The following is a 25,399-nucleotide window of genomic DNA, read 5'->3' on the forward strand; positions in this document are numbered from 1 at the left end:
AAAAGCACAAAAGAGCGTCTTTACAACAAAAGCACAAATCGTTTAAAAACAAGAGTTTAAAATTAAAAAATATGCTTGAGTAGTGATAATCACTGAGTTTCCTGTTTTGGTTTTTTTGCATAAAAAAAGTGATGTTTTCACATCACTTTTTCAATTTATTTTTAGGCTTATTTTTCTACCTTTAAAACATCTTTTATAATTTCTTCTATTTGTTTTTTTGGTAATGCTCCGTTTGCCATTTGAGGCTGTTCACCCGCTTTACAAAATAACATTGAAGGAATACTACGAATTCCGAAAGCGGCAGATAATTCTTGTTCTGCTTCTGTATCAATTTTATAAATATCAATCTTACCTTCGTATTCTTTACTCAATTCTTCTAAAATCGGAGCCAAAGTTTTACAAGGTTCACACCAATCTGCATAAAAATCAATTAATGCTGGTTTGTCTCCTTCAAATTTCCACTCTTTATTCTCTTCGAAATTAAATACCTTTTCTAAAAAAGTTGCTTTTGTTAAATTCTCTGTCATGCTGTTTATATTAATTATTTACTTGAAAATTCTCAAGCTTAAAGGTAGTCGTTTTTATACCTTATAAATTACAATAAGGTTATTTAGTGTTAAAATCGTCTTAAAAAATTGGAGTCTCATACTTTTTTCTGCTAACTTTGAAAGAATTAACTAATATTTATACCATGAAAAAAATCCTTTTTTCGATTCTTTGTGCGAGTACTATTTTAGTGTCTTGTAAACAAGAAAATCAACCTAAAAACACAATTGCTGTGAAGTACCCAGAAACGACTAAAAAACCTGTAGTAGATGATTTTTTCGGAACAAAAATAACCGATAACTATCGTTGGTTAGAAGATGACAGAAGTACAGAAACTGAAAATTGGGTTAAGGCTGAAAATGAAGTAACCTTCGATTATTTAAGTAAAATACCATATCGCGAGCAGTTAAAAAATCGTTTGTCTGAATTATGGAACTACGAAAAAATAGGTACGCCTTTTAAAGAAGGCGAATACACCTACTTTTATAAAAACAACGGATTGCAAAATCAATATGTTTTATATAGAAAAGATAAAGAAGGTAAAGAAGAGGTTTTCTTAGATCCAAATACGTTTTCTGAAGATGCAACAACATCATTAGGCGCTGTTAGTTTTTCTAAAAACAGTGAAACAGTTGCTTATTCAATTTCTGAAGGTGGTAGCGATTGGCGTAAAATAATTGTTATGAATACCAAGAGTAAGGAAATTATTGGTGATACATTAATTGATGTAAAGTTCTCTGGAATTTCTTGGTACAAAAACGAAGGTTTCTATTATTCTAGTTACGATAAGCCAAAAGGAAGTGAATTATCTGCTAAGACAGATCAACATAAATTATACTATCATAAATTAGGAACAGCACAAAAAGAAGATGCTATTATTTTTGGAGCAACTCCTCAAGAAAAACATCGTTATGTTGGTGGTAGTGTTACTGAAGACGACAATTACCTTGTAATTACAGCAAGTGTATCAACATCTGGAAATAAATTATTTTTTAAAGATCTTTCTAAACCTGATAGTTCATTAATAACAATCTTAAATCATACAGATAGTGATACCTACCCGATAGATAATATTGGCTCTAAAATATACTTGGTAACCAATCTTAATGCACCTAATAAAAAAGTAGTTACTGTAGATATTTCTAATCCAACTCCTGAAAATTGGAAAGATTTTATTCCTGAAACAAAAAACGTCTTAAGTCCGTCAACAGGGGCAGGTTATTTCTTTGCTAAATATATGGTAGATGCGGTTTCTAAAGTAGTACAATATGATTATGACGGAAAATTAATTCGTGAAGTAAAATTACCTGGCGTAGGATCTGCCGGTGGTTTTGGCGGAAAAGCAACTGCTAAAGAATTGTATTTTTCATTTACAAACTACAACACACCAAGTTCTTCTTATAAATTCGATCCGAAAGAAGGAACATATGCTGTTTATTGGAAACCTGCCATTTCTTTTAATGGTGATGCTTATGAAAGCAAACAAATATTTTATACTTCGAAAGACGGAACAAAAGTTCCGATGATTATTACCTATAAAAAGGGACTAGAATTAAACGGTAAAAATCCAACTATTTTATACGGTTACGGCGGATTTAACGTGAGTTTAACTCCTAGTTTTAGTATCGCAAACGCTGTTTGGATGGAACAAGGTGGTGTATACGCAGTACCAAACCTACGTGGTGGTGGTGAATACGGTAAAAAATGGCACGATGCCGGAACACAATTAAAAAAGCAAAATGTATTTGACGATTTTATTGCTGCAGCTGAATATTTAATCAACCAAAAATATACCTCATCAGATTTTCTTGCCGTTCGTGGTGGATCAAACGGTGGATTATTAGTCGGAGCAACAATGACCCAACGACCAGATTTAATGAAAGTAGCTTTACCAGCCGTTGGTGTATTAGATATGTTACGTTATCATACATTTACTGCGGGAGCAGGTTGGGCGTACGATTACGGAACCGCAGAACAAAGCAAAGAAATGTTCGATTATTTAAAAGGATATTCTCCTGTACATAATGTTAAAAATGTGGCTTACCCAGCAACAATGGTAACTACTGGTGATCATGATGATCGTGTGGTACCAGCGCATAGTTTTAAGTTTGCTGCCGAGTTACAAGACAAACAACAAGGAGAAAATCCGGTATTAATTCGTATCGAAACAAATGCTGGTCATGGTGCCGGAACACCGGTTGCAAAAACAATAGAGCAGTATGCTGATATTTTCGGATTTACCCTATTTAATATGGGATTTGATCAGTTACCGAATCCACCAAAATCTAAAATTAAGAGTTAAAAACTGTAACAGATAAAAGGTTATAGGTACTAATACATAAATCAATCTAAATTAAACACAATGAAAACCATTCACAAAATGCTGTTTACTACTGCAGTTGCTTCCATAGCAATTGCTTCGTGTAAAACAGAAAGTAAACCTGAAGAGAAAAAATCTCAGGGAATTATTATTGAAAACATGGATACTTCTGTTAAACCTACAGATGATTTCTTTAGATATGTAAACGGAACTTGGATGGACAAAACCGAGATTCCTGCTGACAGAACTTCTTGGGGTGGTTTTGGTGAATTACGTAAAAAAACGGATGCTGATGTATTGGTTATTTTAAATGATGCAATTCAAGAAAGAGATTTTCCGAAGGTAAAAGACGCTGAAGGAAATGAAATAGATTCTGATCAAGAAAAAGCAGTAAACTATTACGAAACTATAATGGATACTGTTGCTAGAAACAAGCAAGGTACCGAGCCAATTAAGCCTTTTTTAGCTAAAATTGAAGAAATTAAAACTAAAAAAGATGTAGAAAACTACATTACAAACATGGCACCTTATGGTGGTGGTGGTTTTTATGGTTTTGGCGTTTATAACGATTTAAAAAACAGCAGCCAATACGCAGGTTATATGGGCGCTGGTGGTTTAGGTTTATCTCGTGATTATTATATGGATGCTAAAGTAGCAGACAAATTAGCTAAATATCAAGAGTTTGTTGCTAAAACATTAATGACTTTTGGTGATGATGAAGCTACCGCTAAAAAGAACGCAGCTACTATTGTTGCTTTCGAAAAAAGTTTAGCAGAGCCAATGATGACAAAAGAAGAGCGTAGAGATACACGTAAAATGTATAACCCTATGACGGTTGCTGAATTAACTGAATTAGCTCCTGCAATTGATTGGGCTGCACATTTAGAAGGTATTGGTGTTACTGATCTTGAGAAAATAATTGTTACCGATCTTGGATACTTTAAAGCATTAAGCGGAATTTTAGATGCTCGTTCTGTAGAAGATATTAAATTGTTATTCCGTTGGAATACAATTAACAATTCACTTGGTTTATTATCTACCGATTTAGAAACTGCTAATTGGGAATTTTACAGTAAAGAAATGCGTGGTGCAAAGCAACAACGCCCAAGAAACGAACGTGCTTTAGGTAATTTAAATGGTGCTGTTGGTGAAGCTTTAGGTAAACTATATGTTGATAAAATGTTTCCACCAGAAGCAAAAGCAAAAGCAAAAGAAATGATCAACAATGTAATGTTAGGTTTCGAAAAGCGTATTGCTGGTTTAGAATGGATGAGTGCTGAAACTAAAACAAAAGCATTAGAAAAGTTACACAAGTTAACGGTTAAAATTGCCTATCCTGATGTTTGGAAAGACTACTCTGAATTACAAGTAAAAGGATTAGAAAATGGTGGTTCTTATTTCGAAAACGCTAAAAACGTTACGAAGTGGAATTATAACAAAAACATGGAGAAATTAGGAAAAGCTGTAGACAGAACAGAATGGGGAATGTCTCCTCAAACTGTAAATGCTTACTTTAATCCTGTAAACAACGAAATCGTTTTTCCAGCTGCAATCTTACAACCTCCTTTTTACGATTACAAAGCAGATGAGGCTGTAAATTATGGTGGTATCGGAGCAGTAATTGGTCACGAAATTTCTCATAGTTTTGATGATTCTGGTGCTCGTTTTGATGGCGATGGAAATCTTAAAAACTGGTGGACTGATACAGATTCTGAAAAATTTGCTGTAATTGGTAAGCAATTAGTAAAACAATACAGCGATATTGTTGCAATCGATAGCATGCACTTAAACGGTGAATTTACTTTAGGTGAAAATATTGGTGATTTAGGTGGTGTACAAGCTGCTTACGAAGGTTTACAAATTTTCTTAGAAAAGAACGGAAAACCTGCTGATATTGATGGCTATACTGCAAACCAACGTTTTTTCCTTTCTTGGGGAACAATCTGGAGAACTAAAATGCGTGATGAAGCTTTAAAGAACTTAATCATGACAAACACACACGCTCCTGGTCAATACAGAGCCTATATGCCACTTAAAAACGTTGATGCTTTCTATGAAGCTTTTAATGTTAAAGAAGGTGATAAAATGTATTTAAAACCAGAAGAAAGAGTTAGAATCTGGTAGACACGCAGTGTCTTCTGTAATGATTTTCTTTACGGAAAATTGTACAAACTATATAAAAGAAAACCGATACGAAAGTGTCGGTTTTTTTTATTCCTGTCACTTCGAGTGATTTTTGAGGCACGAAAAAATCGTATCGATAAGTTGGGCGTTACCGTAAACGGTCGCGCTTTCACTACTCGCTTTTTTTTCGTGCCTCAAAAAAGAGCTCAAACAAACCGTTCAATCGCTAACGCAAAAAACAATAGAAACTCTATTTTTGCAATCATGCTACAGGTAAACAATATTTCGTTTTCTTATATTAAAGAAAAAACAACACTTACAAACATCAATTTCTCTTTACAAAAAGGAGAGCATGTATCTATAATGGGCGAAAGTGGCTGCGGAAAATCAACTTTATTAAAAATTATATACGGCTTATTAGATGTTGACAAAGGAAACATATATTGGAATGATTTTAAAATCTTAGGACCTGCGCATTATTTAGTTCCCGGTATCGATATTTTTAAATACGTTGCGCAAGATTTCGACTTAATGCCATTTACATCTGTAAGTGAAAACATTAAAAAATTCTTATCTCGTTTTTATCCAGAAGAAGCAGAAAAAAGAACAAGTGAGTTATTAGGGGTAATAGAAATGACTGACTTTGCCAACATCAAAGTAAAAAACTTAAGCGGTGGTCAACAACAACGCGTTGCCATTGCTCGTGCCTTAGCTAAAGAACCTGAATTGTTATTACTCGATGAACCTTTCGGACAAATAGATAATTTTAAAAAAATTCGCTAAGTAGAAACTTATTTACCTACTTAAAGGAAAAAAATATTGCTTGTATTATAGCCACTCACGATGGTAATGACGCACTTTCTTTTGCTGATAAAATGATTGTTATTAAAGACCATCAAATAATTGCGAATGATATACCAATGAACTTATATAAAAATCCGAAGTTAAAATATATAGCCGCTTTATTTGATGATGTAAATGAGGTTCTCATCAACAATAAAAAAGTATTATTATATCCGCATCAAATAAAAATTGTTGAAAGCTCAATAATAAAAGCAATTGTTAAAAACACGTATTTTAAAGGTAATTATTGGTTAATTGAAGTGAGTTATAATGGTGCATCCATTTTTTTAAATCACTCATCAACTATTAAAATAAAAAAAATAGTTTCATTAAAATTTAATGAGACAGTTTTTTAATAAAAAACACACTATTATTTGTATAAATAATAGTGTGTTATAAAAACTCTTTTTCATTTGAAGGGTGTAGCAACCTTTCCTATAATAAAAACAGATTAAGTTTATTTTACCCTACTTTTAAATTAAAAAACATCATTTATTGTTTGCTGAATATTATTAAAAATAAAAACATCGCCTGTTGTTTTACCTAATAAAATACGTCCTATTGGAGACGAAACAGAAATTGCAAAATAAACGTCATTATTAACCATAAGTTTACCTGAGCTAATACTTAAAAAAAAGACGCTTTACTTGTTTTAACTACACTTCCTAAATGTGCTACCTTAGAAACTTTATCAACATTTATTTTGGAAAGAATCTCTTTCATTTTTGTAATTCCGCTAAGTTGTTGCCCTGCTTTTTCCATTTCTAATTGCAACATTGCACGTCCTGTTTCATGCTTATCTCCTGCTGAACTTTTTGTTTCAGATTGTAATGCTTTTTGATTTGATGAAATAATTTCTTCAACCGTTTGCAGTCTTTTATTTACATATGTAACGCATTGTGCGTATAACTCTCCTTTTACCTTCATAATAAATCTGCTAATTCTTTTCCTACCAAACTACCAATAGCAATTCCCATACCGCCTAAACGAACTCCGCAAAAAACATTGTTAGATAGTTGTTTTACAATTGCTTTTTTCTGACTTCCAACGCCCATAATTCCACTCCATCGATGTTCAATTTCAAAATTAGTGTTTGGTAAAATTGTCGTTTTTAAAATTTCTTCTAATTTATTTTGAATGATTATTGTTTCTCCAAATTCTGAGGTTTCTTCGGCTTTAAAATCGAGATTTCTTCCGCCTCCAAACAAAATTCTATCATCAATATTTCTGAAGTAATAATAACCCTTATCTAAATGAAAAGTTCCTTTAATGTGAAGATTTTTTATAGGTTTTGTAATTAACACTTGTGCTCTTGCCGGTTGTACATTTTCATTGAGCAATTGGTTTGCAAATCCGTTTGTAGCAATGCATAATTTATTGCTGGAAAAGCTAATTTTATTGGTTTGTATAGCTACTTTATTCCCAATTTCCTCAAAATTTTTAACGGTAATATTATTTAAAATTTTTATATCACTTTGCTGAATTACTTGAAGTAGCTTCGTTACCATTTTACCTGTATCAATTTGCCCTTCAAACTGATTGGTAATATAGTTTTGATGAATATTTTGAAACTCAAAAAAATTGTTATCAATCGTAAAAACATCCGAAGAAAAGAGTGGCTTTAGTAATTGGTTAATTTTATTTTTTTCAACTAAGCATTCTTCATAAAACACTGAATCATTAAATAATTCATATCCTTTATTTTGTTGGAAATCAATATTTTTATCACCTAAATTTTCACGAAGTAATTGTAATCCATTCCAACGTTTTTCTACTAAATTAAAAACCTCTTCTTCACTATGTGTTTTTAAATCATCTATCAATTCAGATAAACTACCAAAACAAGCAAAACCTGCATTTTTACTACTTGCTCCTTGTGGCAACATCCCTTTTTCTAAAATTATAATTTTAGCTTTCGGATATTTTCTTCTTAAATTCAATGCACAATTTAAACCTACAATTCCACTACCAACAATGGTAAAATCTACATTTGTAAACCATTCCTTTAATTCCCAATAACTGTAATTCAACATCTTAATTTCTATATATATTTGTACCTTGGCACACTACTTGAATATTTAAATTTAAACAATAAAAAGTAATATTATGAAGTTATTCGGAATCTTAATTTTGGCACTAAGCTTTACACAGTGTGCAAGCATGAAACTAGAATCAAATCCTCCTTTTACGGTTAACACCGCATCTTACTCTCATATTACTGGTGGTTTACCTGGTAACAACACACTTAATTTAATGATTGAGTTTACAGAAAACCAATCTGTCGATTTTCAAAAAGTGTATTTTCAAAATAAAGTTATAACCGCTGTAATTGAACAAAAACAGGATAAAAATTACATTGCTGCTCGTTATAAAACCTCAACAGGTGAAGATAAAAAAGACTTAGTTTTAAATGGTGATCCTGTAAAAGAATATGGAAATACCGCAAAAACTAAAGAGGAGTTTCCTTTTGAATTAAAAAATACTGAAGCCGTAGTTACTTATAAAGTAGATGAGAAAATTCATTATTATAAAATAAAAAATATTAAAAAAGAGAAAAGAGTTTTTATGCCCACAGCAAAACCTCAAAACTAACAAAAACCACCTCATAATGAGGTGGTTTTTTGTTTTTGGCACGTATTTTGAAATTGAGTAATCATAACCATAAAACCAATGCTTATGAAACGTATAAAATTACTCTTATTTACAATTATAGCAAGTATAGCTTTAACGTCTTGTGTGGTTCAGGATACTGATTTTTCTTTAAACGAATACATTTCAAGCTATGACTTATGGTATATTGATTATCACAGAACTACTGGTAGTGGCGATGTTTCTTTTTTATCAAAAGCTTTTACAGTTTCTTTTTTAAACGGAACCATGTATGCAAATAACAATATTGTTGATATTGGTAAAACTGGTAACGGGTTAGGAATTGCTGTAGGTGACTATGTTCCTCGTGGAACCGTGTTAGAAACTTATCATGATTTAGATGGTAATTATAATTTTGAAGTAGTACAATTAGCAGATGATGAAATTAGAATTGATGATTTATCGCAAAATGTAAGTTATTATTTAATCGGATATCAAAGAAGCAATTTCAATTACGATAAGTTGTTTTACGACAACATCGAATATTTCTTACAAGAATATATAGGTTGGGAAAGAACAGATGCTTCTGGAGGTTCTCCAAATGTATTTGATGACGAACACTTTTTGCAATTTACACCAGAAAATGATGTAACTTTCTATTCATCACACGATGCTTTTGGCACAAATATTGATAATATTAGTTGGGATTATGTAGGTGGTTATGAAGTTGCTAATTATAACGGTATTAACAACTTAAAACTTTTAACACTTAATTATGATGGCGGCGATACAGAAGAGTTTGAATTAAGCGTTATAAATGATGAAAGGATACAATTATTTCACCTAAGTTCTGAAACAACGTACACTTTTTCTGGTAGAGGATTTGTACAATATTTAAAAAACGAAAATAAAAGTATTACAAAATCTTCTGTAAGGAATAACAGTAGAAAACGTACTAAAATACAACGTAAAACCGTTGATAGAAAATATTTAAAATAAAGTTTGGTTAGTTGATTTTTGGTTGGGGTAGTAGCCAACTAAAGGAAACCGCTCTAGAAATAGAGCGGTTTTTATGTTTTATAATATATGCTTAACATAAAATATTTTACCTTTATAAAAAAACAAAAAATGCAACAAACAGCCTTAATTACTGGAGCAACTTCAGGTATTGGTAAAGCAACCGCTCGTCTTTTTGCTAAAAATAATATCAACCTTATTATTTGTGGAAGACGTACTGAAAAACTACAAGAACTTCAACAAGAATTATCAACCTTAACAAAAATACATACCTTACAATTTGATGTTCGTTATAAAGAACAAGTGCAACAAGCCATTGGTAATTTACCTGATGAATTTAAGCATATTGATATTTTGATTAATAATGCAGGAAATGCCCACGGGTTAAGTAGCATTCAAGAAGGAAGTATTGATGATTGGGATGCCATGATTGATGGAAATGTAAAAGGTTTATTATATGTTTCAAAAGCAATAATTCCACAAATGGTTGATAGAAACAACGGATTTATTCTTAATATCGGCTCTATTGCTGGTAAAGACGTATATCCTAACGGAAATGTATATTGTGCTTCTAAATTCGCTGTAAACGCTTTAAATAAAGGAATGCGTATTGATTTAAACAAACATAATATTAGAGTTTCTGCTATTCACCCAGGATTGGTAGAAACCGAGTTTTCAGATGTTCGTTTTAAAGGAGATACCGAAAGAGCAAAAACCGTATACCAAGGCTACAAAGCATTACAACCCGAAGATATTGCTGATATTATTTACTTTGTTATCAGTAGGCCATATCATGTAAATATTGAAGATTTAGTGGTGTATCCTACCGCGCAAGCTACCGCATCAATTATAAATAAAAATGCATAAATTGTGATTAACAAACGTCTTTTAATTAAAAACCTTCTTTCTCATAACGATGAAAATAGTTTTTATGATAAAAAACAAAAACTATCCTTAAATTCAAAAGAAGGAAAAGCTAAATTTATAAAACATGTTTGTGCCTTATCTAACTCAAACCCTAGTAATAACTCATACATTGTTATTGGGGTTAAAGATGAAGAAAATAAGATTTTAGGAGTTGATTTTTATGATGATAGTAAAATTCAGAATTTAATAAACGCTTATTTAAACAATCCTCCAAAAATAGAATATGAAAATGTTCCTTTTCCACGTTTGCCGCGTCATAAAGTAATAGGTTTAGTAACTATTTACCCTAATAATAAAATTACATCACTTTTAAAAAATATTTGGAAATACCGTAAAAACACTATTTTTTTTCGCAGAGGAAGTAACTCAATGCCTTCTGAAGGCAATTTTACCTTAAATGATGCAAATACTACTATTGTAGCTGCAATCGAAAAAAACGCTAGCAACAATATACAATTAACTCTCGATGGTGTTTTTGATTTTATCAACAATCACAAGCCTAAATATAATCCGCAATACAAAGTGTTTAACGAGCAGTTTGTATTGTGTTGGGCTGGAAAAAAGAAACTAATTAACCATGAAATATTTTATACTAGAGTAGATATTGAATTGATAAATGAACAAGTTCGTTTGTTTTTTTCTGCCTTAGATGATGTTCAGATTAGCTACAATGAACAATCGTTTATAATTACCGAATATATTGTTTTAGGAATCGATGGCACTGAAAAACATTATCCGTTAGAAAAAACAATTATTCATTTTAAAGGTAATGGTAAACATGATATTATAACCGAATTTTTGTTTGAAGCTCCTCAATACGATAAAACTATTTTACATCATATTTATAACAATAACAATGCTATTGTTACCAAAATTGAGAATAATAAACAGCTTTCGATAACTGAATCTGAAAACGTTTACAAACTACCTACCTCCTATTTAATATGCTATTTAAACGGGGTTTTAGACGCACCTCAACAGCTAAAAAAAATAAAAAATTATATTAAAAATTTAGAAGATAAAACTGCCTATATAAAATACAAAGAAGCAATGCGTGTGTTGCGTAAAGTGAAATATAATTAAAACCTCGTACGAATGGTTTTTAAACTAGCTTCAATGGTTTTTGTTGAAGCTTCTGAAACTCTATACAATACAGCATATCGTTTCCATTGATTAGTAACTTCTTTTATTTCATCTATAATTATCTTTGCTTTTTTTATTGATAATGCACTTGCCAACTCTAATAATTCTTTCTTTCCTGGATCTACATAATTTTTAGCACAAGATGTACTGTGATACCCTTGTGAAGAAGATGAAAAAGTTAAATCGTAAGCAGGTGCTAGTGACCATTCTCCTTCAGCATTCATTAAAAAAGCAAAATTTTTAGAATGATCGTCTCGATTATGTACTAAAATATTAAAAACAGCTCTACGGAACATTTGTTCAGCAGCTTGTGCGTTATTTGTTAACTTCTTTGCTTGGTAAATTAAATTTCCATAATCTATGGTACTATGCTCGTAATCATCATTTAGAAGTCCTGCAGCTGATAACATTTGAAGTTTATCATTTCCTATACGGTCAAATCGTTTGGTTCCAAAATAACTATTTCCAGAATTACTAGTAAACACTCTGCATTCAGACATTTCAATTCCTGAATCTAAGGCCATTTTATAATAAGTCAACTCTATATTGGCGATATCTTTCGAATCTACATCCGCAGCAAATTTAATAATCCAATGCTCATATTCTTCCGGAAGATTAGCCACACCACTAATGAGTGAATCTGTCTTCGGATTATATCCTGCATAAATTTTTGGTCGTGCTCCACCTGGGCTACCTCCTCTTCCAAACATATCATCAATTATGGCACTACTCTCTCCGCTTATTACTTCAGAAACATTATCCTTTAGTTTGTCTAGATTAATTTCTACAGCTTCTTGCTCTAACGCTACACTCGGTCTGTACTGTAGTGCACCCATACTGTTCTTCCCTGCAAATGTTAAATGATCTAACGCATTAAGAGATTCAATAGCAACTCGATTTGTACTAAGGCGTTTCTTTATTAACAAATATCCCCAAGCATCTGGTAAAGAATCAGCAAACACACCAAAAAGACCATTAAATGGTTTTTCTTTGGTTGTTTGAGGAGTATCATTAAACATTAATTGATTAGGAGACAGATTTTTTCCTACTTCTAAATAAGCATCACTATATTTAAATAATATATCTCTACCATCTAAAACAAGTTCACCAATAAGCTCTTCTTCTTTAGAAAACTGTATGTATACATTAAGTTTAGTTGTTGCCATAGTTAATAATTAAATAACTCTTTTTTCCGTTTCATATCACTTGGCAGTAATATTGATTCAAAATCTGTTAAACGTTTAAGAGTTTCACAAATTTTTAAAAGTGATTCTAGAGAAATAATACCTGTTGTTTCAAATTTTCGAACACTAGCATAAGATACTCCTGATCTTTCTGATAATTCCTTCTGAGACATTTTTTCTTGTTTCCTTAAAACTCTGGCTCTTTTTGATAAAAGAATCATTATTTCTTTAGGCGATTTTTCATCTCCATATCCCCACATATCGTACTCTTAGTTTAGAATACTAATATAATAATTATATTTTAAAAATTGCTGCTATAACATCTTTTTTTAATGATATGTTTTAAAAATTGCTGCTATAATAGCAATTAATTTTATTTTTGATGTAAAAAACAACACCTTTTGAGTGTTGTTTTTTTTATAACCCTTTGTGCAAAATAATTTCGTTTTATTGCTCTTTACTCATTTCAAAAATTAGTTGTCCTCCGTTTATAATATCAGCATGAGAAAGTACATTATCTGTTATTTTCTTACCGTTTATTGTTATACTTTTTACAAATACGTTTTCTTTACTTTGATTTTGAGCCGTAATTTTTAAGGTTTTTCCGTTTTCTAAATAAATAGTAGCTTCTTTAATATTCGGACTTCCAATTGCATAATTTGACGACCCTGGCGTTACAGGATAAAAACCTAAACTACTAAATATATACCAAGCACTCATTTGACCCGCATCGTCATTACCAGACAAACCATCAACAGTATCACTATACATGGTATCCATAATCATACGAACTCTTTGTTGTGTTTTTTTAGGATGTCCGATCCAATTATATAAATACGGAATGTGATGTCCTGGCTCGTTACCATGCACATAATTTCCTATAATTCCGTCGCGAGTAATATCTTCATGGTTTGCTATGTATTTATCAGCTATTTCTGTGGTAAATAATTCATCTAGTTGCTTACTAAATTTTTCTTTACCTCCCATCATTTCAATCATTTTATCAATGTTTTGCGGAACATACAATCCGTAATTCCATGCATTTCCTTCAATAAAACCTTGTCCGTGCGTATCCATTGGGTCAAAGTTTTTTCTAAAAGTACCATCAGATAATTTAGGTCGCATAAATCCGATTGTTGGATCATAAACGTTTTTATAATATTCAGCTCTTGTTAAATACTCTTTTTCTACATCAGCTTTTCCAACTTTTTTTGCAATTTGAGCAATACACCAATCGTTGTAAGCATATTCTAATGTTTTTGATACTGATGAATGGCTTTTATCTTCTGGAACATATTTATAATCAATATAATCCCCAATACCATCAAAATAACGAACCGTGGCTGTGTTTGTTGATGCTTTAAGTGCATGATTTACATCAAAATCTCCTACGTTTTTTGCTAATGCATCAGCAATAACTGAAGTTGCATGATACCCAATCATACACCAATTTTCATTAGCATAATGACTCCAAATTGGTAACATATTATGTACACTCTGGTCGTGATGTGCTAACATCGATTTTATCATGTCGTTGTTTCGCTTTGGTTGTGTTATGTTGTACAATGGGTGCAATGCTCTGTAAGTATCCCAAAGAGAAAATATGGTGTAATTCGTAAAACCATCAGAAGTATGTATATTTTGATCTAGTCCTCGGTATTTCCCATCAACATCTTCATACAAAATAGGTGATAAATTAGTGTGATATAAAGCGGTATAAAAAGTAGTTTTCTCTTTTTCAGAAATTGTTTCTACATCAATTTTACCTAACTCTTTATTCCATTTATCTTTAGTTTCTTGTTTTGTTTTATCAAAATTCCAATGCGGAATTTCTTCTTTTAAATTATTTAAAGCTCCATTGGTACTTACTGGTGATAAAGCAAATTTTACATTTATTTTTTCACCTTCTTCTGTATCAAAATTAAAATAAGCTCTTATATCTTTTCCTGCCATTTCAGGAAAATTTTCATTTTGTTTAAAACGTCTGTAAAATCCATCATACGTTTCTTTATTGTATTTTTTATGACCATAACTTTTAAATGGTTTAGAAAATTCCATCGCAAAAAACACTTTTTTTGTTCTTGCCCACCCTTTTGTTTGTCTGTAACCTGTTATTAAACTATCATTTTCTACACGAATAAATGTCCATACATTTTTATTATCATGATGATAGATATTGTACACTAAATCTAAAATAACATGAGAATCGGTAGATTTAGGAAATGTATATTGATGAAAACCAACACGCTCGCTAGCTGTTAGTTCAGCTTTTATATTGTAACTATCTAAATTAACTTTGTAGTAACCTGGAGATGCTTTTTCGGTATCATGTGAAAACGTTGAATAAAATCCTTTAGTACCTTCTTTTGTTTTTAATGGGTCTAATGTTAGTTTCCCTGTAGTTGGCATTACTAAAAAATCCCCTAAATCAGCATGCCCTGTTCCACTAAAATTAGTGTGAGCAAAACCTATAATTGTTGAATCTTTATGTTGATAACCCGCACAATATTCATATGTTTTACTATTGTAGCTACCGTTTTCATTAAACATAACCTCAAAATTAGTTTGAGGACTTAACTGTACCATTCCAAAAGGAGCAGTTGCTCCAGGAAAAACATGTCCCATTTTACTAGTTCCAATTAAAGGATTTACATGTTTTGTAAAATCTTTTTTTTGTCTTTGATCTACTACACTCTCTTTTAACTCTTGTTTACAGCTTACCACAAATAAACACAAACTCAAAATCACTAAAAATGATAAATATTTTTTCATATTATTACTAAAAATAGGTTTACAATGCTAATAACGCAAAATAAACTCAAAATAGCATAATAAAAATACTATAAAACCAAAGAGATAGAAATAACAACAATTCAACTCAAAATGTTTAAATTTAAACACTACATTTAAAGAGGCTCTTTTTATAAACGTTAAAACTGTTTTAATAAATCAGCTAAAAAGTACTGCCTTAAAAAGTATCTTTGTGCTTTATTTATTATTATATGTCTATAAACACGCTTTTAGTAACACCTCCTTTTACACAATTAAATACTGCGTATCCTGCAACCGCATACATTAAAGGTTTTTTAGAATCTAAAGATGTAAAAGCAACGCAAATGGATTTAAGTATCGAGCTGTTTACTGCGGTGTTTACCAAAGAGTTTATAGAGGCTATTTTTAAGCAAGCAGAAATGCTTGGTAATAGTGATTTTCCTTTAGTTGATAAACAAAAAGAAGAATACATAAATAAGGTAGATTCTGTGATGGATTATTTGCGCGTGCAAGAAGTTACAGCAGCGTATCAGATGGTACATAAAGATTATTTACCGCACGGACATAGACGTATTAAATTAAATAAAGATTTAACTACCGAATTCGGAAAATTAGGAATTTTAGACAAAGCCAAACACATTGCAACACTCTTTGTAGAAGAATTAGGCGATTATATAAATGCCAATGTCGATGAGTTTTTTTCTTTTACACGCTATGCAGAACAACTAGGAAGATCTGCCTCTAGTTTCGATACTATTAACGAGTTTTTACAATATGAAACTACCTTAATAGAAGATGAAATGTTGTATTTATTAGAAGAGAAACTACAAAAAGACAACTATGATTTAGTTTGTTTTACAGTACCTTTTCCTGGTAATTTATTTTCGGCTTTACGCTGTGCACAGTTTATAAAACAAAAATATCCTAGTATTAAAATTGGTATGGGTGGCGGTTATTGTAACACCGAGTTAAGACGTTTATCTGACCCAAGAATTTTTGATTTCATAGATTTTATTACTTTGGATGATGGTGAAGGTCCGTTATTAAAAATCACAGAGTTTTTAGATGGTAAAATAAAAGAAGATGGTTTAGAAAGAACTTTTATCTGTAAAAATAACCAAGTTATTTATGCTGATAAAACACCAAACACCATTTTTCATCATAAAAACTTGCCTGCTCCTAGTTATGTAGGACTTCCAACAAATAAGTATTTATCGTTTTTAGATGTTATGAATCCGATGCACAGAATGTGGTCTGATGGAAAATGGAATAAACTGACCATTTCTCACGGATGCTATTGGAAACAGTGTTCTTTTTGTGATGTTACGTTAGATTATATAGGGAATTATCAAAATACAACCGCTGATGATTTAGTGAATAAAATTGAAAAAATAATCTCTGAAACAGGTATTACAGGTTTTCATTTTGTTGATGAAGCTGCGCCGCCGAAAATGTTGAGAGCTCTAGCAAATAAGTTACTAGAAAGAAAGGTTTTTATTACTTGGTGGACTAACATTCGATTCGAAAAAACATTTACTCCAGAATTGTGTGCTTTACTTTCTAAATCGGGATGTATTGCCGTTACTGGTGGTTTAGAAGTTGCTTCAGATAGGTTATTAGCTAAAATGAAAAAAGGGGTAGATATTGGACAAGTTGCTAGAGTAACCAAAGCTTTTTCTGATGAAAACATCATGGTACATGCTTATTTAATGTTCGGTTTTCCTACAGAAACAGCGCAAGAAACTATTGATTCTTTAGAAGTTGTGCGTCAGTTATTTCAAAATAATTGTATTCAGTCTGCTTTTTGGCACATGTTTGCTTGTACTAGTCATAGCCCGGTTGGTAAAAATCCGGATGAATTTAAAATTAATATTACTGAGCCAGAATTTAAAGGTTTTGCTGAAAATGATTTGTATCACGAAGATCCCACAGGTGCAGAACATCACCTATATAGCGAAGGATTAAATACCGCTTTAAATAATTATTTAAATTACAAAGGATTTGAAATTCCTTTACATAAATACTTTGATTTTAAAACACCAAAAACAACCCAAGATACTAATTTGATTGCAGGTTTTTTAACTGCCTAAATTTAATATCAACTAATTTACACAAACTTAAATAACTGATTTTTAATTTAATAAAAAATTAAGAGGTAATCATAAATATTTGTTAAGCCTTTCTTTTTACTGAAACGTTTTTTTTTAATCGTCGTCTTTTTAGATATAAACCGAATCTTAAAAAACATAATATCATGAAAAAATTTGTATTTACAGTATTAGCAATCGCATTATCTTTTGGAACTGTTTCAGCTTCAGAAATAAACAAAACAACAGTAAAAACTACTACCGAATATTATAAAGTTAGTACTTTTTGTAAGTTAATTACAGCTGGTAATTACGAAGCTGTTAAAGCAATGATTGAAAACGGAACCAATATTAACAGAAAATCAACAGGCTTAACTCCGTTAATGTTTGCTGCTAGATATAACAAAGTAGCTATCGTTAAATTACTAATTAAAAAAGGCGCTAAACTAAAGACAAAATCCGATAAAGGAAATTATACAGCGTTAGATTATGCAAAAATGTCTAAAGCACATGCAGCTTATAAAGTAATTACTACTGCATTAGAAAAATAAAGTGCCCCGAATTTTAAAAAAAAGGCTTCACAATTTGTGAAGCCTTTTCAATATAATTAAATGTCGATTATCGACTTATAAATCAAACTTAATTCCTTGCGCTAAAGGCAATTCATCAGAATAATTTACAGTATTTGTTTGTCTTCTCATGTACACTTTCCAAGCATCTGATCCAGACTCACGTCCACCACCAGTTTCTTTTTCACCACCAAAAGCACCACCAATTTCAGCACCAGAAGTACCAATATTTACGTTTGCAATACCACAATCAGAACCTGCATATGATAAGAACTTTTCAGCTTCTTTCATTTCATTTGTCATAATTGCTGATGATAATCCTTGTGCAACACCATTTTGTTTTGCAATCGCATTTTCTACTTCCCCAGAATATTTCATTAAGTATAAAATCGGAGCAAAAGTTTCATGCTGAACAATTTCAAAATGATTCTCAGCTTCAATAATAGCTGGTTTTACGTAGCATCCGCTTTCGTAACCTTCACCTTCTAAAACTCCACCTTCAACCAATACTTTTCCACCTTCAGCTTTTGCTTTTTCAATTGCAGCTAAATACGTATTTACAGAATCGTGATCGATTAACGGCACCAATATGATTTTTTTCATCTAAAGGATTTCCAATAGTTAATTGCCCGTAAGCACCAACAATTGCATCTCTTACTTTATCGTAAACCGATTCGTGAATAATTAATCTTCTTGTTGAAGTACAACGTTGTCCACAAGTTCCAACAGCACCAAATACTGCACCAGGAACCACCACTTTTAAATCGGCAGTTGGTGTAATAATAATTGCGTTGTTTCCTCCTAACTCTAATAAAGATTTTCCGAAACGTCCTGCAACAGTTGCACCAACAATTCTTCCCATTCTTGTAGAACCTGTAGCAGATACTAAAGGAATACGAGTATCGGTAGTCATCATTTCACCAACTTTGTAATCTCCGTTAATGATAGAAGAAATTCCTTCTGGTAAATTATTTTCTTTTAAAACATCAGCAATAATGTTTTGACAAGCGATAGAACATAAAGGTGCTTTTTCAGAACCTTTCCAAACACATACATCACCACAAATCCATGCTAAAGCTGTATTCCAAGCCCAAACGGCAACAGGAAAATTAAATGCAGAAATAATACCAACAACACCAATTGGGTGCCATTGCTCTCTCATTACGTGTCCTGGACGTTCAGACGGAATTGTTTGTCCGTTTAACTGACGTGATAAACCAACAGCAAAATCACAGATGTCAATCATTTCTTGAACCTCACCGTAACCTTCTTGTAAAGATTTACCCATTTCGTAAGAAACTAATTTCCCTAATGGTTCTTTTAAATCTCTTAATTTATTACCAAACTGACGAACAATTTCTCCACGTTGTGGAGCAGGCATATCTCTAAAAGATAAAAATGCCGCTGTAGCAGTTTCCATTACTTTATCATAATCTTCTCTTGTAGTAGATTTTACTTTACCGATTAGTTTACCGTCAACTGGTGAGTAACTTTCAATAATTTCTCCGTTAGAAAAGTTATTAGAACCTGTAGAAGTTCCTTCGTTTATATCTTTTACTCCTAATTGAGCTAAAGCTTCTTTGATACCAAAATCTGCCATTTTATATTGTAATTTTAGTTGTTTAAAATTTAAAGATCAAAACTACGAATAATTTTATAAATTAATAAATTAAACAAAAACAATACTATTTGTTTAAAAGTAAACAAATCTTTTTCGGATTATAGGATTGATAAAAATGATTTATTGATTAAAAACTATCAAAGATTAAAGTACTTTTGTTTAGTAATGCAAAACGAAATTTTTAACATACAAACATCAGAAGAATTTACGAAAGTAGCTTTACAGGTTTTTAAACATCAATTTAAAAACAATAAAGTATACCGTTCTTTTTGTGATTTATTATATGTACATCCTTCAGATGTTAAAACTATTAAACAAATTCCTTTTTTACCAATTCAGTTTTTTAAAAGTAAGAAAGTACTTTCTTCTTCGGATGAAATTCAAGAAACATTTTCTAGTTCTGGTACCACAGGTAGTATAACAAGTAAGCATTTAGTAACTGATTTATCGTGGTATGAAACTAGTTATTTAAAAAGCTTTAATCATTTTTATGGAAACATAGAAGATTATGTTGTTTTGGCATTGTTACCAAATTATTTAGAACGTAAAGGATCTTCATTAGTTTATATGGTGGATGATTTAATTAAAAAATCGAAACAACCTGAAAGTGGATTTTATCTCGATAATTTAGATGAATTAACAAAAAAACTCATCAAATTAGATAAAAAAGGACAAAAAGTATTACTTATTGGCGTTTCTTTTGCTTTGTTAGATTTAATTGAAATGCATCAATTTAACCTTAAAAATACCATCGTTATGGAAACTGGTGGTATGAAAGGACGTAGAAAAGAATTGATAAGAAGTGAACTACATGCCTTTTTAAGTAAAGGTTTTGGTATTGATAAAATTCACTCAGAATATGGGATGACCGAGTTGTTAAGTCAAGCATATTCTAAAGGTAATGGCGTTTTTAATTGCCCTCCTTGGATGCAAATTATAATTCGAGATACCGAAGATGCTTTAACTATTTTACCGAAAGAAAAATCGGGCGGAATTAATATTATTGACCTCGCAAATTATAATTCTTGTTCATTTATTGCTACGCAAGATTTAGGAAAAGTGCATCAAAATAACGAAATAGAAATTATTGGTCGTTTTGATAATTCGGATATTAGAGGTTGTAATTTGATGGTTTTATAAACTTAATTACAATTCATCTTTAATATTTAACAGTTCAGTTATTCATTAATTGCGCTACTTTTATTTCCTATTACTTTTACATTATAAAATTTACCTATAATGATACAAGTAACAAATTTATCAAAATCATTTGATCAATTACAAGCGGTACAAAACCTAAGTTTTTCAATAAAAAAAGGAGAAGTATTTGGACTTCTAGATCCAAACGGAGCAGGAAAATCTACCACTATAAATATAATGAGTACCATATTATCTAGCGATAAAGGCAAAATTCTTATTGATGGTAACGATATAAAAAAAACACCAAATTTTTGTAAAACTCTTATTGGTGTTGTTCCTCAAGAAGTTTCTTTATATAATGAATTTACAGCCTATCAGAATTTACTTTTTTGGGGTAAACTATATAAAATTCCAACGCAAGAATTAAAAGAAAAAGTTACAGCTGTCTTAGAGTTAATAGGATTATCTGATAGAAAAGACGATTTGATTAAAACCTTTTCTGGCGGAATGAAACGTAGAATTAATATTGCTTCAGCCATTTTACATAACCCAAAAGTATTATTTATGGATGAACCTACGGTTGGTGTTGATCCACAAAGTAGAAATCGAATCTTCGAAATTATAGAAAACTTAAATAATCAAGGAATGACCATTGTGTATACAACACATTATATGGAAGAAGTTGAGCGTTTGTGTAACAGAATAGCTATCATAGATAATGGAAAAATTGTAGCTCAAGGAACCCAATCAGAACTTCAAAAAGAAAGCAATGTAAAAGAAACAATTGAAATTACTTATCAATCAATCTTAGCGAATCAAAAAAAATCATTGCTAGAAAATTTTCAAAAAATTACATTTAAAGAAAAATCATTTGTTATTGTTTGTGATGTTAATAAAGACCTTGTAAATATTATAAGTATTTGTAATGCTCAAAAAATTAGTATTGAAGACTTAAAACTAAATAAAGTAACACTAGAAAGCATTTTTCTGAAATTAACAGGAAAACAATTAAGAGATTAACATCAATAAATAAAACTATGATACTTACCATATTTAAAAAAGATTTACAATTATTTTTTGCGGATAAAAAAGGAGCTTTTTTAACCTTTATTTTACCAATACTTATTATTTCAATTTCTGTTTTAGGTTATCAAGGAATTGAAGGAAACTTAGGAATTGTACAAGCTGTAGCAGGAACATCCATTATGATGTTACTGTTTAGTATTTCCGCTCTTGGAGGTGGCTTGTTAGAAGAAAAAGAAGCTGGGACTTTAAAAAGATTATTATACTCTCCTCTTAAACCAATGGATATCTTATTTGGAAAAATGTTAGCCGCTTTAGCAATCTCTATTACACAATTAATAATAATGTTTTTGTTTTCTTGGGTTGTTTTTAGCCTCCCAATTTTTAAAGATATTACTTCATTAATTTTAATGATAATTAGTACTGCCTTTGCGGTATCTAGTTTTGGAATTTTTTTAGTTTCTATTGCTAAATCACGTCAACAACTACAAGGTCTTAGCACCTTAATAATTATAATTTTTTCAGCAATTGGAGGAAGTATGATTCCTTTGTTTATAATGCCAGAAATTATGCGAAAAATAGCTGTAATAAGTGTTAACTATTGGGGAATCCAAGGTTTTTATGACATTTTTTGGAGAAATTTACCTTTAATAGATATTTTACCAAAAATAGGAATATTAGTTACAATAGGCTTCATAATGACATTAATTTCTGTGCTTTTATTTAAAAAGAATGTTTTGAAAATGATTTAATATACCGCTGTAATTTTCCAACTAATTTATCGACTACTGGTAAAACTAATTTTAATGAAACAATTAATTACAGTACTATTTATAGTAATTTCAACAGCAATTTTTTCTCAGCAGCTAGATTATAATACTAAAAATGGCTTTGTTGCTGAAGGTTATGATGTGGTATCTTATTTTGTAAATAAAAAACCTTTAGAAGGAAAAAAGAAATTTCAAACTACTTATGATGGTGCTAAATTTAAGTTTTATTCAGAAAAAAACTTAGTCACTTTTAAAGAGAATCCGATAAAATATATTCCTCAATACGGCGGATATTGTGCTTATGCTATAGCTGTAAAAAATACTAAAATGTATATTGATGCCGAAGCTTATGAGATAAGAGATGGTAAACTATACCTGTTTTATAGTTCATGGATTTCAAGTAAACTTGATGATTGGAAAAGTGGAAACACAAAAGAACTTCAAGGTAAAGGAGATAAAAATTGGGTAGCATTAAAATATAAAAAGAAATAATAGATGAAAAACTTATATGCGTTGTTTTTACTTATTTCAACAATAAGTTTCGGGCAACAATACAATACTAAAAAAGGTACAATAGCTAACGGATATGATGTTGTTGCTTATTTTTCTAACCAAGCAATAAAGGGAAATAAAAAAAATACTACAAACTACGATGGAGTTACTTTTTTATTTTCTTCACACGAAAATTTAAAATTATTTCAAAAAAATCCTAAAAAATACACTCCACAATACGGTGGCTACTGTGCCTACGCAATAGGAAAAACAAATAAAAGAGTAAGTATTGATCCTAAAACTTTTGAAATCAGAAATGATAAATTATACTTATTTTATAATTCATGGGGAACCAATACATTAAAACTTTGGCAAGAAGAAGGTGCTGAAAAACTAAAAAAACAAGCTGATACAAACTGGCTAAGTTTAAATCAGTAAATTATTTATTCGTTGTGGGGACAACTGTAAGGAGTTGAATTTATTCAGCTCTTTTTTTATGCAAAAATTACACCTTTTTATTCTTACTTTTGTTAGACAAAAACCTACCTATGAATAATTTCTCTTTTTTTAACCGAAAAAACATTCAAAAAGAATTACAAGAAACAGAATTTGATCTTTTAATTATTGGTGGCGGAATTACTGGTGCAGGAATCGCTTTAGATGCTGCATCACGTGGAATGAAAGTTGCCTTAATTGAAAAAAATGATTTTGCTTCAGGTACTTCAAGTAAATCCACAAAATTAATTCACGGAGGTTTACGTTACTTAAAACAATTCGATTTTTGGTTAGTAAAAGAAGTAGGTACCGAACGTGCAATTGTACATAAATTAGCACCTCATTTAGTCGTACCAGAAAAAATGATTTTACCTTTAATTGACGAAGGAACTTATGGTTCTTGGCTAACTTCTATCGGATTAAAAGTATACGATGTTTTAGCAGCCGTAGAAGGTGATGATAAGCGTAAAATGCTCGATAAACAAGAAGCGTTAGATAAAGAACCTTTATTGCCAGAAAACATTTTAAATGGTGCAGGTTATTATGCCGAATATCGTACCGATGATGCGCGCTTAACCATTGAAGTATTAAAAACCGCTAGCCAATACACTGCTCAAATACTTAATTACACAAAAGCCAACGAGTTTATTTATGAAAATAAACGTGTAGTGGGCGCAAAAGTTACCGACACTTTTACCAATGAAAGTTATGCTATAAAAGCAAAATATGTTGTAAATGCTGCAGAGCCTTGGGTAGATGAGTTACGACAAATTAACAACTCTAAAATTGGTAAAAGATTACATTTAACAAAAGGCGTTCATTTGGTTGTTGCACATGAGAAATTACCAGTAAAACAATCGGTATATTTTGATGTACCTGATGGAAGAATGATGTTTGCTATTCCTCGAGGAAAAGTTACTTATTTTGGTACTACTGATACCAATTTTCAGCAAAATAAAGACTCCGTAGAAACAACAATGGTAGATGCTTTATATTTAATTGAAGCGGTAAATAATATGTTTACCAACATAACTTTAACCTTAGATGATATTCAATCTTCATGGGCAGGCTTACGACCATTAATTCATGAAGAAGGAAAATCGGCTTCGGAATTATCTCGTAAAGATGAAATTTTTGTTTCTGATACAAAATTGATTTCAATTGCTGGTGGTAAACTAACAGGTTATCGTAAAATGGCTGAGCGTATTGTTGATATGGTTTCTAAAAAAATGAAACGTCGTTTTGAAACAGCCTTTGACACAATTCAAACAGAAGAAATTATATTAGCTGGTGGACCATTTCAAAATTATAAATCGGTAAATATATACATCAATCAAGTATATAAAAACTTAACAAATTACGGATTTACAAAAACGGATGCTGCGTATTTAGTACATAATTACGGAAAACAAACAGACATAATAATAGATAAGTTTGATGAAATCAAAGAAGAAAATATAGAATTACGTTTATTAAAAGCAGAAGTTTGGTTTACCATTCAACATGAAATGACTTGTACACCAACCGACTTTTTTATGCGTAGAACTGGCCGTTTATTTTTTGATAAACCAAGTGTTGACACCTATAAAAATGATATTATAAATGAGTTTGTTACTTACTTTAATTGGTCAGAAACAGCAACAGAAAAACAACGACAAGAATTAGAAGCTATGATTGATTTAACTGTAAATTTTAAATAATTTACTGCTAATAATATTATTGTATCTTTGCACCCCC

The 25,399-nt window shown here is 30.9% G+C and carries 21 protein-coding genes and 2 pseudogenes; 15 read left to right on the top strand and 8 right to left on the bottom strand.

Annotated elements, in window-relative coordinates:
* Nucleotides 1-167: 167 nt before the first annotated feature.
* Complete coding sequence (gene trxA, locus PG912_RS13465; RefSeq protein WP_275687952.1) at nt 168-527, bottom strand: thioredoxin; 360 nt, start codon at nt 525-527, stop codon at nt 168-170.
* A 164-nt stretch (nt 528-691) separates the two neighbouring features.
* Here trxA and PG912_RS13470 point away from each other — a divergent pair, with 164 nt between their 5' ends.
* From PG912_RS13470 to PG912_RS13870, 3 genes and pseudogenes are all read left to right on the top strand, one after another.
* Nucleotides 692-2,848 carry a prolyl oligopeptidase family serine peptidase gene (locus PG912_RS13470; protein ID WP_275687953.1) on the top strand — a complete coding sequence of 719 codons (2,157 nt, stop codon included), beginning with the start codon at nt 692-694 and terminating at the stop codon, nt 2,846-2,848.
* A gap of 60 nt (nt 2,849-2,908) precedes the next feature.
* Nucleotides 2,909-4,990 (top strand): M13 family metallopeptidase, encoded by a 2,082-nt coding sequence (locus PG912_RS13475; RefSeq protein ID WP_275687954.1) that lies wholly within the window; start codon nt 2,909-2,911, stop codon nt 4,988-4,990.
* A 264-nt stretch (nt 4,991-5,254) separates the two neighbouring features.
* Nucleotides 5,255-6,189: pseudogene (locus PG912_RS13870) on the top strand (ABC transporter ATP-binding protein).
* A 122-nt stretch (nt 6,190-6,311) separates the two neighbouring features.
* Here the strand turns inward: PG912_RS13870 and PG912_RS13760 are convergent.
* From PG912_RS13760 to PG912_RS13490, 3 genes are read right to left on the bottom strand one after another with little or no spacing between them, the layout of a single operon-like run.
* Entirely contained in the window at nt 6,312-6,440 is a 129-nt protein-coding gene (locus PG912_RS13760) for a hypothetical protein (RefSeq protein ID WP_333780671.1), read from the bottom strand.
* Between the two features lie 20 nt (nt 6,441-6,460).
* Entirely contained in the window at nt 6,461-6,760 is a 300-nt protein-coding gene (locus tag PG912_RS13485) for a hypothetical protein (RefSeq protein ID WP_333780672.1), read from the bottom strand.
* Nucleotides 6,757-7,863: an NAD(P)/FAD-dependent oxidoreductase gene (locus PG912_RS13490; protein ID WP_275689063.1), complete on the bottom strand. Its 1,107-nt coding sequence runs from the start codon at nt 7,861-7,863 to the stop codon at nt 6,757-6,759. Before PG912_RS13490 ends, PG912_RS13485 begins: the two co-directional genes overlap by 4 nt.
* A gap of 130 nt (nt 7,864-7,993) precedes the next feature.
* Between PG912_RS13490 and PG912_RS13495 the strand changes: the two genes are divergently transcribed.
* From PG912_RS13495 to PG912_RS13510, 4 genes are all read left to right on the top strand, one after another.
* A complete protein-coding gene (locus PG912_RS13495) occupies nt 7,994-8,425 on the top strand; it encodes a hypothetical protein (protein ID WP_275687955.1) in 432 nt (143 codons plus the stop codon).
* A gap of 84 nt (nt 8,426-8,509) precedes the next feature.
* Nucleotides 8,510-9,421 (top strand): hypothetical protein, encoded by a 912-nt coding sequence (locus tag PG912_RS13500; RefSeq protein ID WP_275687956.1) that lies wholly within the window; start codon nt 8,510-8,512, stop codon nt 9,419-9,421.
* A 129-nt stretch (nt 9,422-9,550) separates the two neighbouring features.
* The gene (locus tag PG912_RS13505) at nt 9,551-10,306 is read left to right on the top strand and encodes an SDR family NAD(P)-dependent oxidoreductase (RefSeq protein WP_275687957.1); all 756 of its coding nucleotides are present in this window, start codon (nt 9,551-9,553) and stop codon (nt 10,304-10,306) included.
* 3 nt (nt 10,307-10,309) lie between these two features.
* Complete coding sequence (locus PG912_RS13510; protein WP_275687958.1) at nt 10,310-11,449, top strand: ATP-binding protein; 1,140 nt, start codon at nt 10,310-10,312, stop codon at nt 11,447-11,449.
* Here PG912_RS13510 and PG912_RS13515 read toward each other — a convergent pair.
* From PG912_RS13515 to PG912_RS13525, 3 genes are all read right to left on the bottom strand, one after another.
* Nucleotides 11,446-12,675 (bottom strand): type II toxin-antitoxin system HipA family toxin, encoded by a 1,230-nt coding sequence (locus PG912_RS13515; protein ID WP_275687959.1) that lies wholly within the window; start codon nt 12,673-12,675, stop codon nt 11,446-11,448. The genes PG912_RS13510 and PG912_RS13515 overlap by 4 nt on opposite strands.
* A gap of 2 nt (nt 12,676-12,677) precedes the next feature.
* Nucleotides 12,678-12,953, bottom strand: coding sequence for a helix-turn-helix domain-containing protein (locus tag PG912_RS13520; protein WP_275687960.1), 276 nt, complete (start codon nt 12,951-12,953; stop codon nt 12,678-12,680).
* A 187-nt stretch (nt 12,954-13,140) separates the two neighbouring features.
* Complete coding sequence (locus tag PG912_RS13525) at nt 13,141-15,465, bottom strand: GH92 family glycosyl hydrolase (RefSeq protein ID WP_275687961.1); 2,325 nt, start codon at nt 15,463-15,465, stop codon at nt 13,141-13,143.
* A gap of 230 nt (nt 15,466-15,695) precedes the next feature.
* On the opposite strand from PG912_RS13525, the gene PG912_RS13530 reads away from it, so the two are divergent.
* Both PG912_RS13530 and PG912_RS13535 read left to right on the top strand, forming a co-directional pair.
* Nucleotides 15,696-17,555, top strand: a complete 1,860-nt coding sequence (locus PG912_RS13530) for a B12-binding domain-containing radical SAM protein (RefSeq protein WP_275687962.1) — start codon at nt 15,696-15,698, stop codon at nt 17,553-17,555.
* Nucleotides 17,556-17,719: 164 nt separating this feature from the next.
* On the top strand, nt 17,720-18,103 hold the full coding sequence (locus PG912_RS13535) for an ankyrin repeat domain-containing protein (RefSeq protein ID WP_275687963.1): 384 nt from the start codon (nt 17,720-17,722) through the stop codon (nt 18,101-18,103).
* Between the two features lie 75 nt (nt 18,104-18,178).
* Here the strand turns inward: PG912_RS13535 and amaB are convergent.
* Nucleotides 18,179-19,721, bottom strand: a pseudogene (gene amaB / locus PG912_RS13540) (L-piperidine-6-carboxylate dehydrogenase).
* A 186-nt stretch (nt 19,722-19,907) separates the two neighbouring features.
* On the opposite strand from amaB, the gene PG912_RS13545 reads away from it, so the two are divergent.
* The 6 genes from PG912_RS13545 (at nt 19,908) to PG912_RS13570 (ending at nt 25,362) form a co-directional block, all read left to right on the top strand.
* Entirely contained in the window at nt 19,908-20,882 is a 975-nt protein-coding gene (locus PG912_RS13545) for a LuxE/PaaK family acyltransferase (protein ID WP_275687964.1), read from the top strand.
* Nucleotides 20,883-20,981: 99 nt separating this feature from the next.
* Complete coding sequence (locus PG912_RS13550; protein WP_275687965.1) at nt 20,982-21,902, top strand: ABC transporter ATP-binding protein; 921 nt, start codon at nt 20,982-20,984, stop codon at nt 21,900-21,902.
* A 17-nt stretch (nt 21,903-21,919) separates the two neighbouring features.
* Nucleotides 21,920-22,657, top strand: coding sequence for an ABC transporter permease (locus tag PG912_RS13555; RefSeq protein ID WP_275687966.1), 738 nt, complete (start codon nt 21,920-21,922; stop codon nt 22,655-22,657).
* A 54-nt stretch (nt 22,658-22,711) separates the two neighbouring features.
* Nucleotides 22,712-23,167, top strand: coding sequence for a YHS domain-containing (seleno)protein (locus PG912_RS13560; RefSeq protein ID WP_260587321.1), 456 nt, complete (start codon nt 22,712-22,714; stop codon nt 23,165-23,167).
* A gap of 3 nt (nt 23,168-23,170) precedes the next feature.
* Nucleotides 23,171-23,605 carry a YHS domain-containing (seleno)protein gene (locus tag PG912_RS13565; RefSeq protein WP_260587322.1) on the top strand — a complete coding sequence of 145 codons (435 nt, stop codon included), beginning with the start codon at nt 23,171-23,173 and terminating at the stop codon, nt 23,603-23,605.
* Between the two features lie 110 nt (nt 23,606-23,715).
* The gene (locus tag PG912_RS13570) at nt 23,716-25,362 is read left to right on the top strand and encodes a glycerol-3-phosphate dehydrogenase/oxidase (RefSeq protein WP_275687967.1); all 1,647 of its coding nucleotides are present in this window, start codon (nt 23,716-23,718) and stop codon (nt 25,360-25,362) included.
* Nucleotides 25,363-25,399 lie beyond the last annotated feature (37 nt).

Origin of the sequence: Tenacibaculum retecalamus, assembly GCF_027941755.1 — a bacterium.
GTDB lineage: Bacteria > Bacteroidota > Bacteroidia > Flavobacteriales > Flavobacteriaceae > Polaribacter > Polaribacter haliotis_B.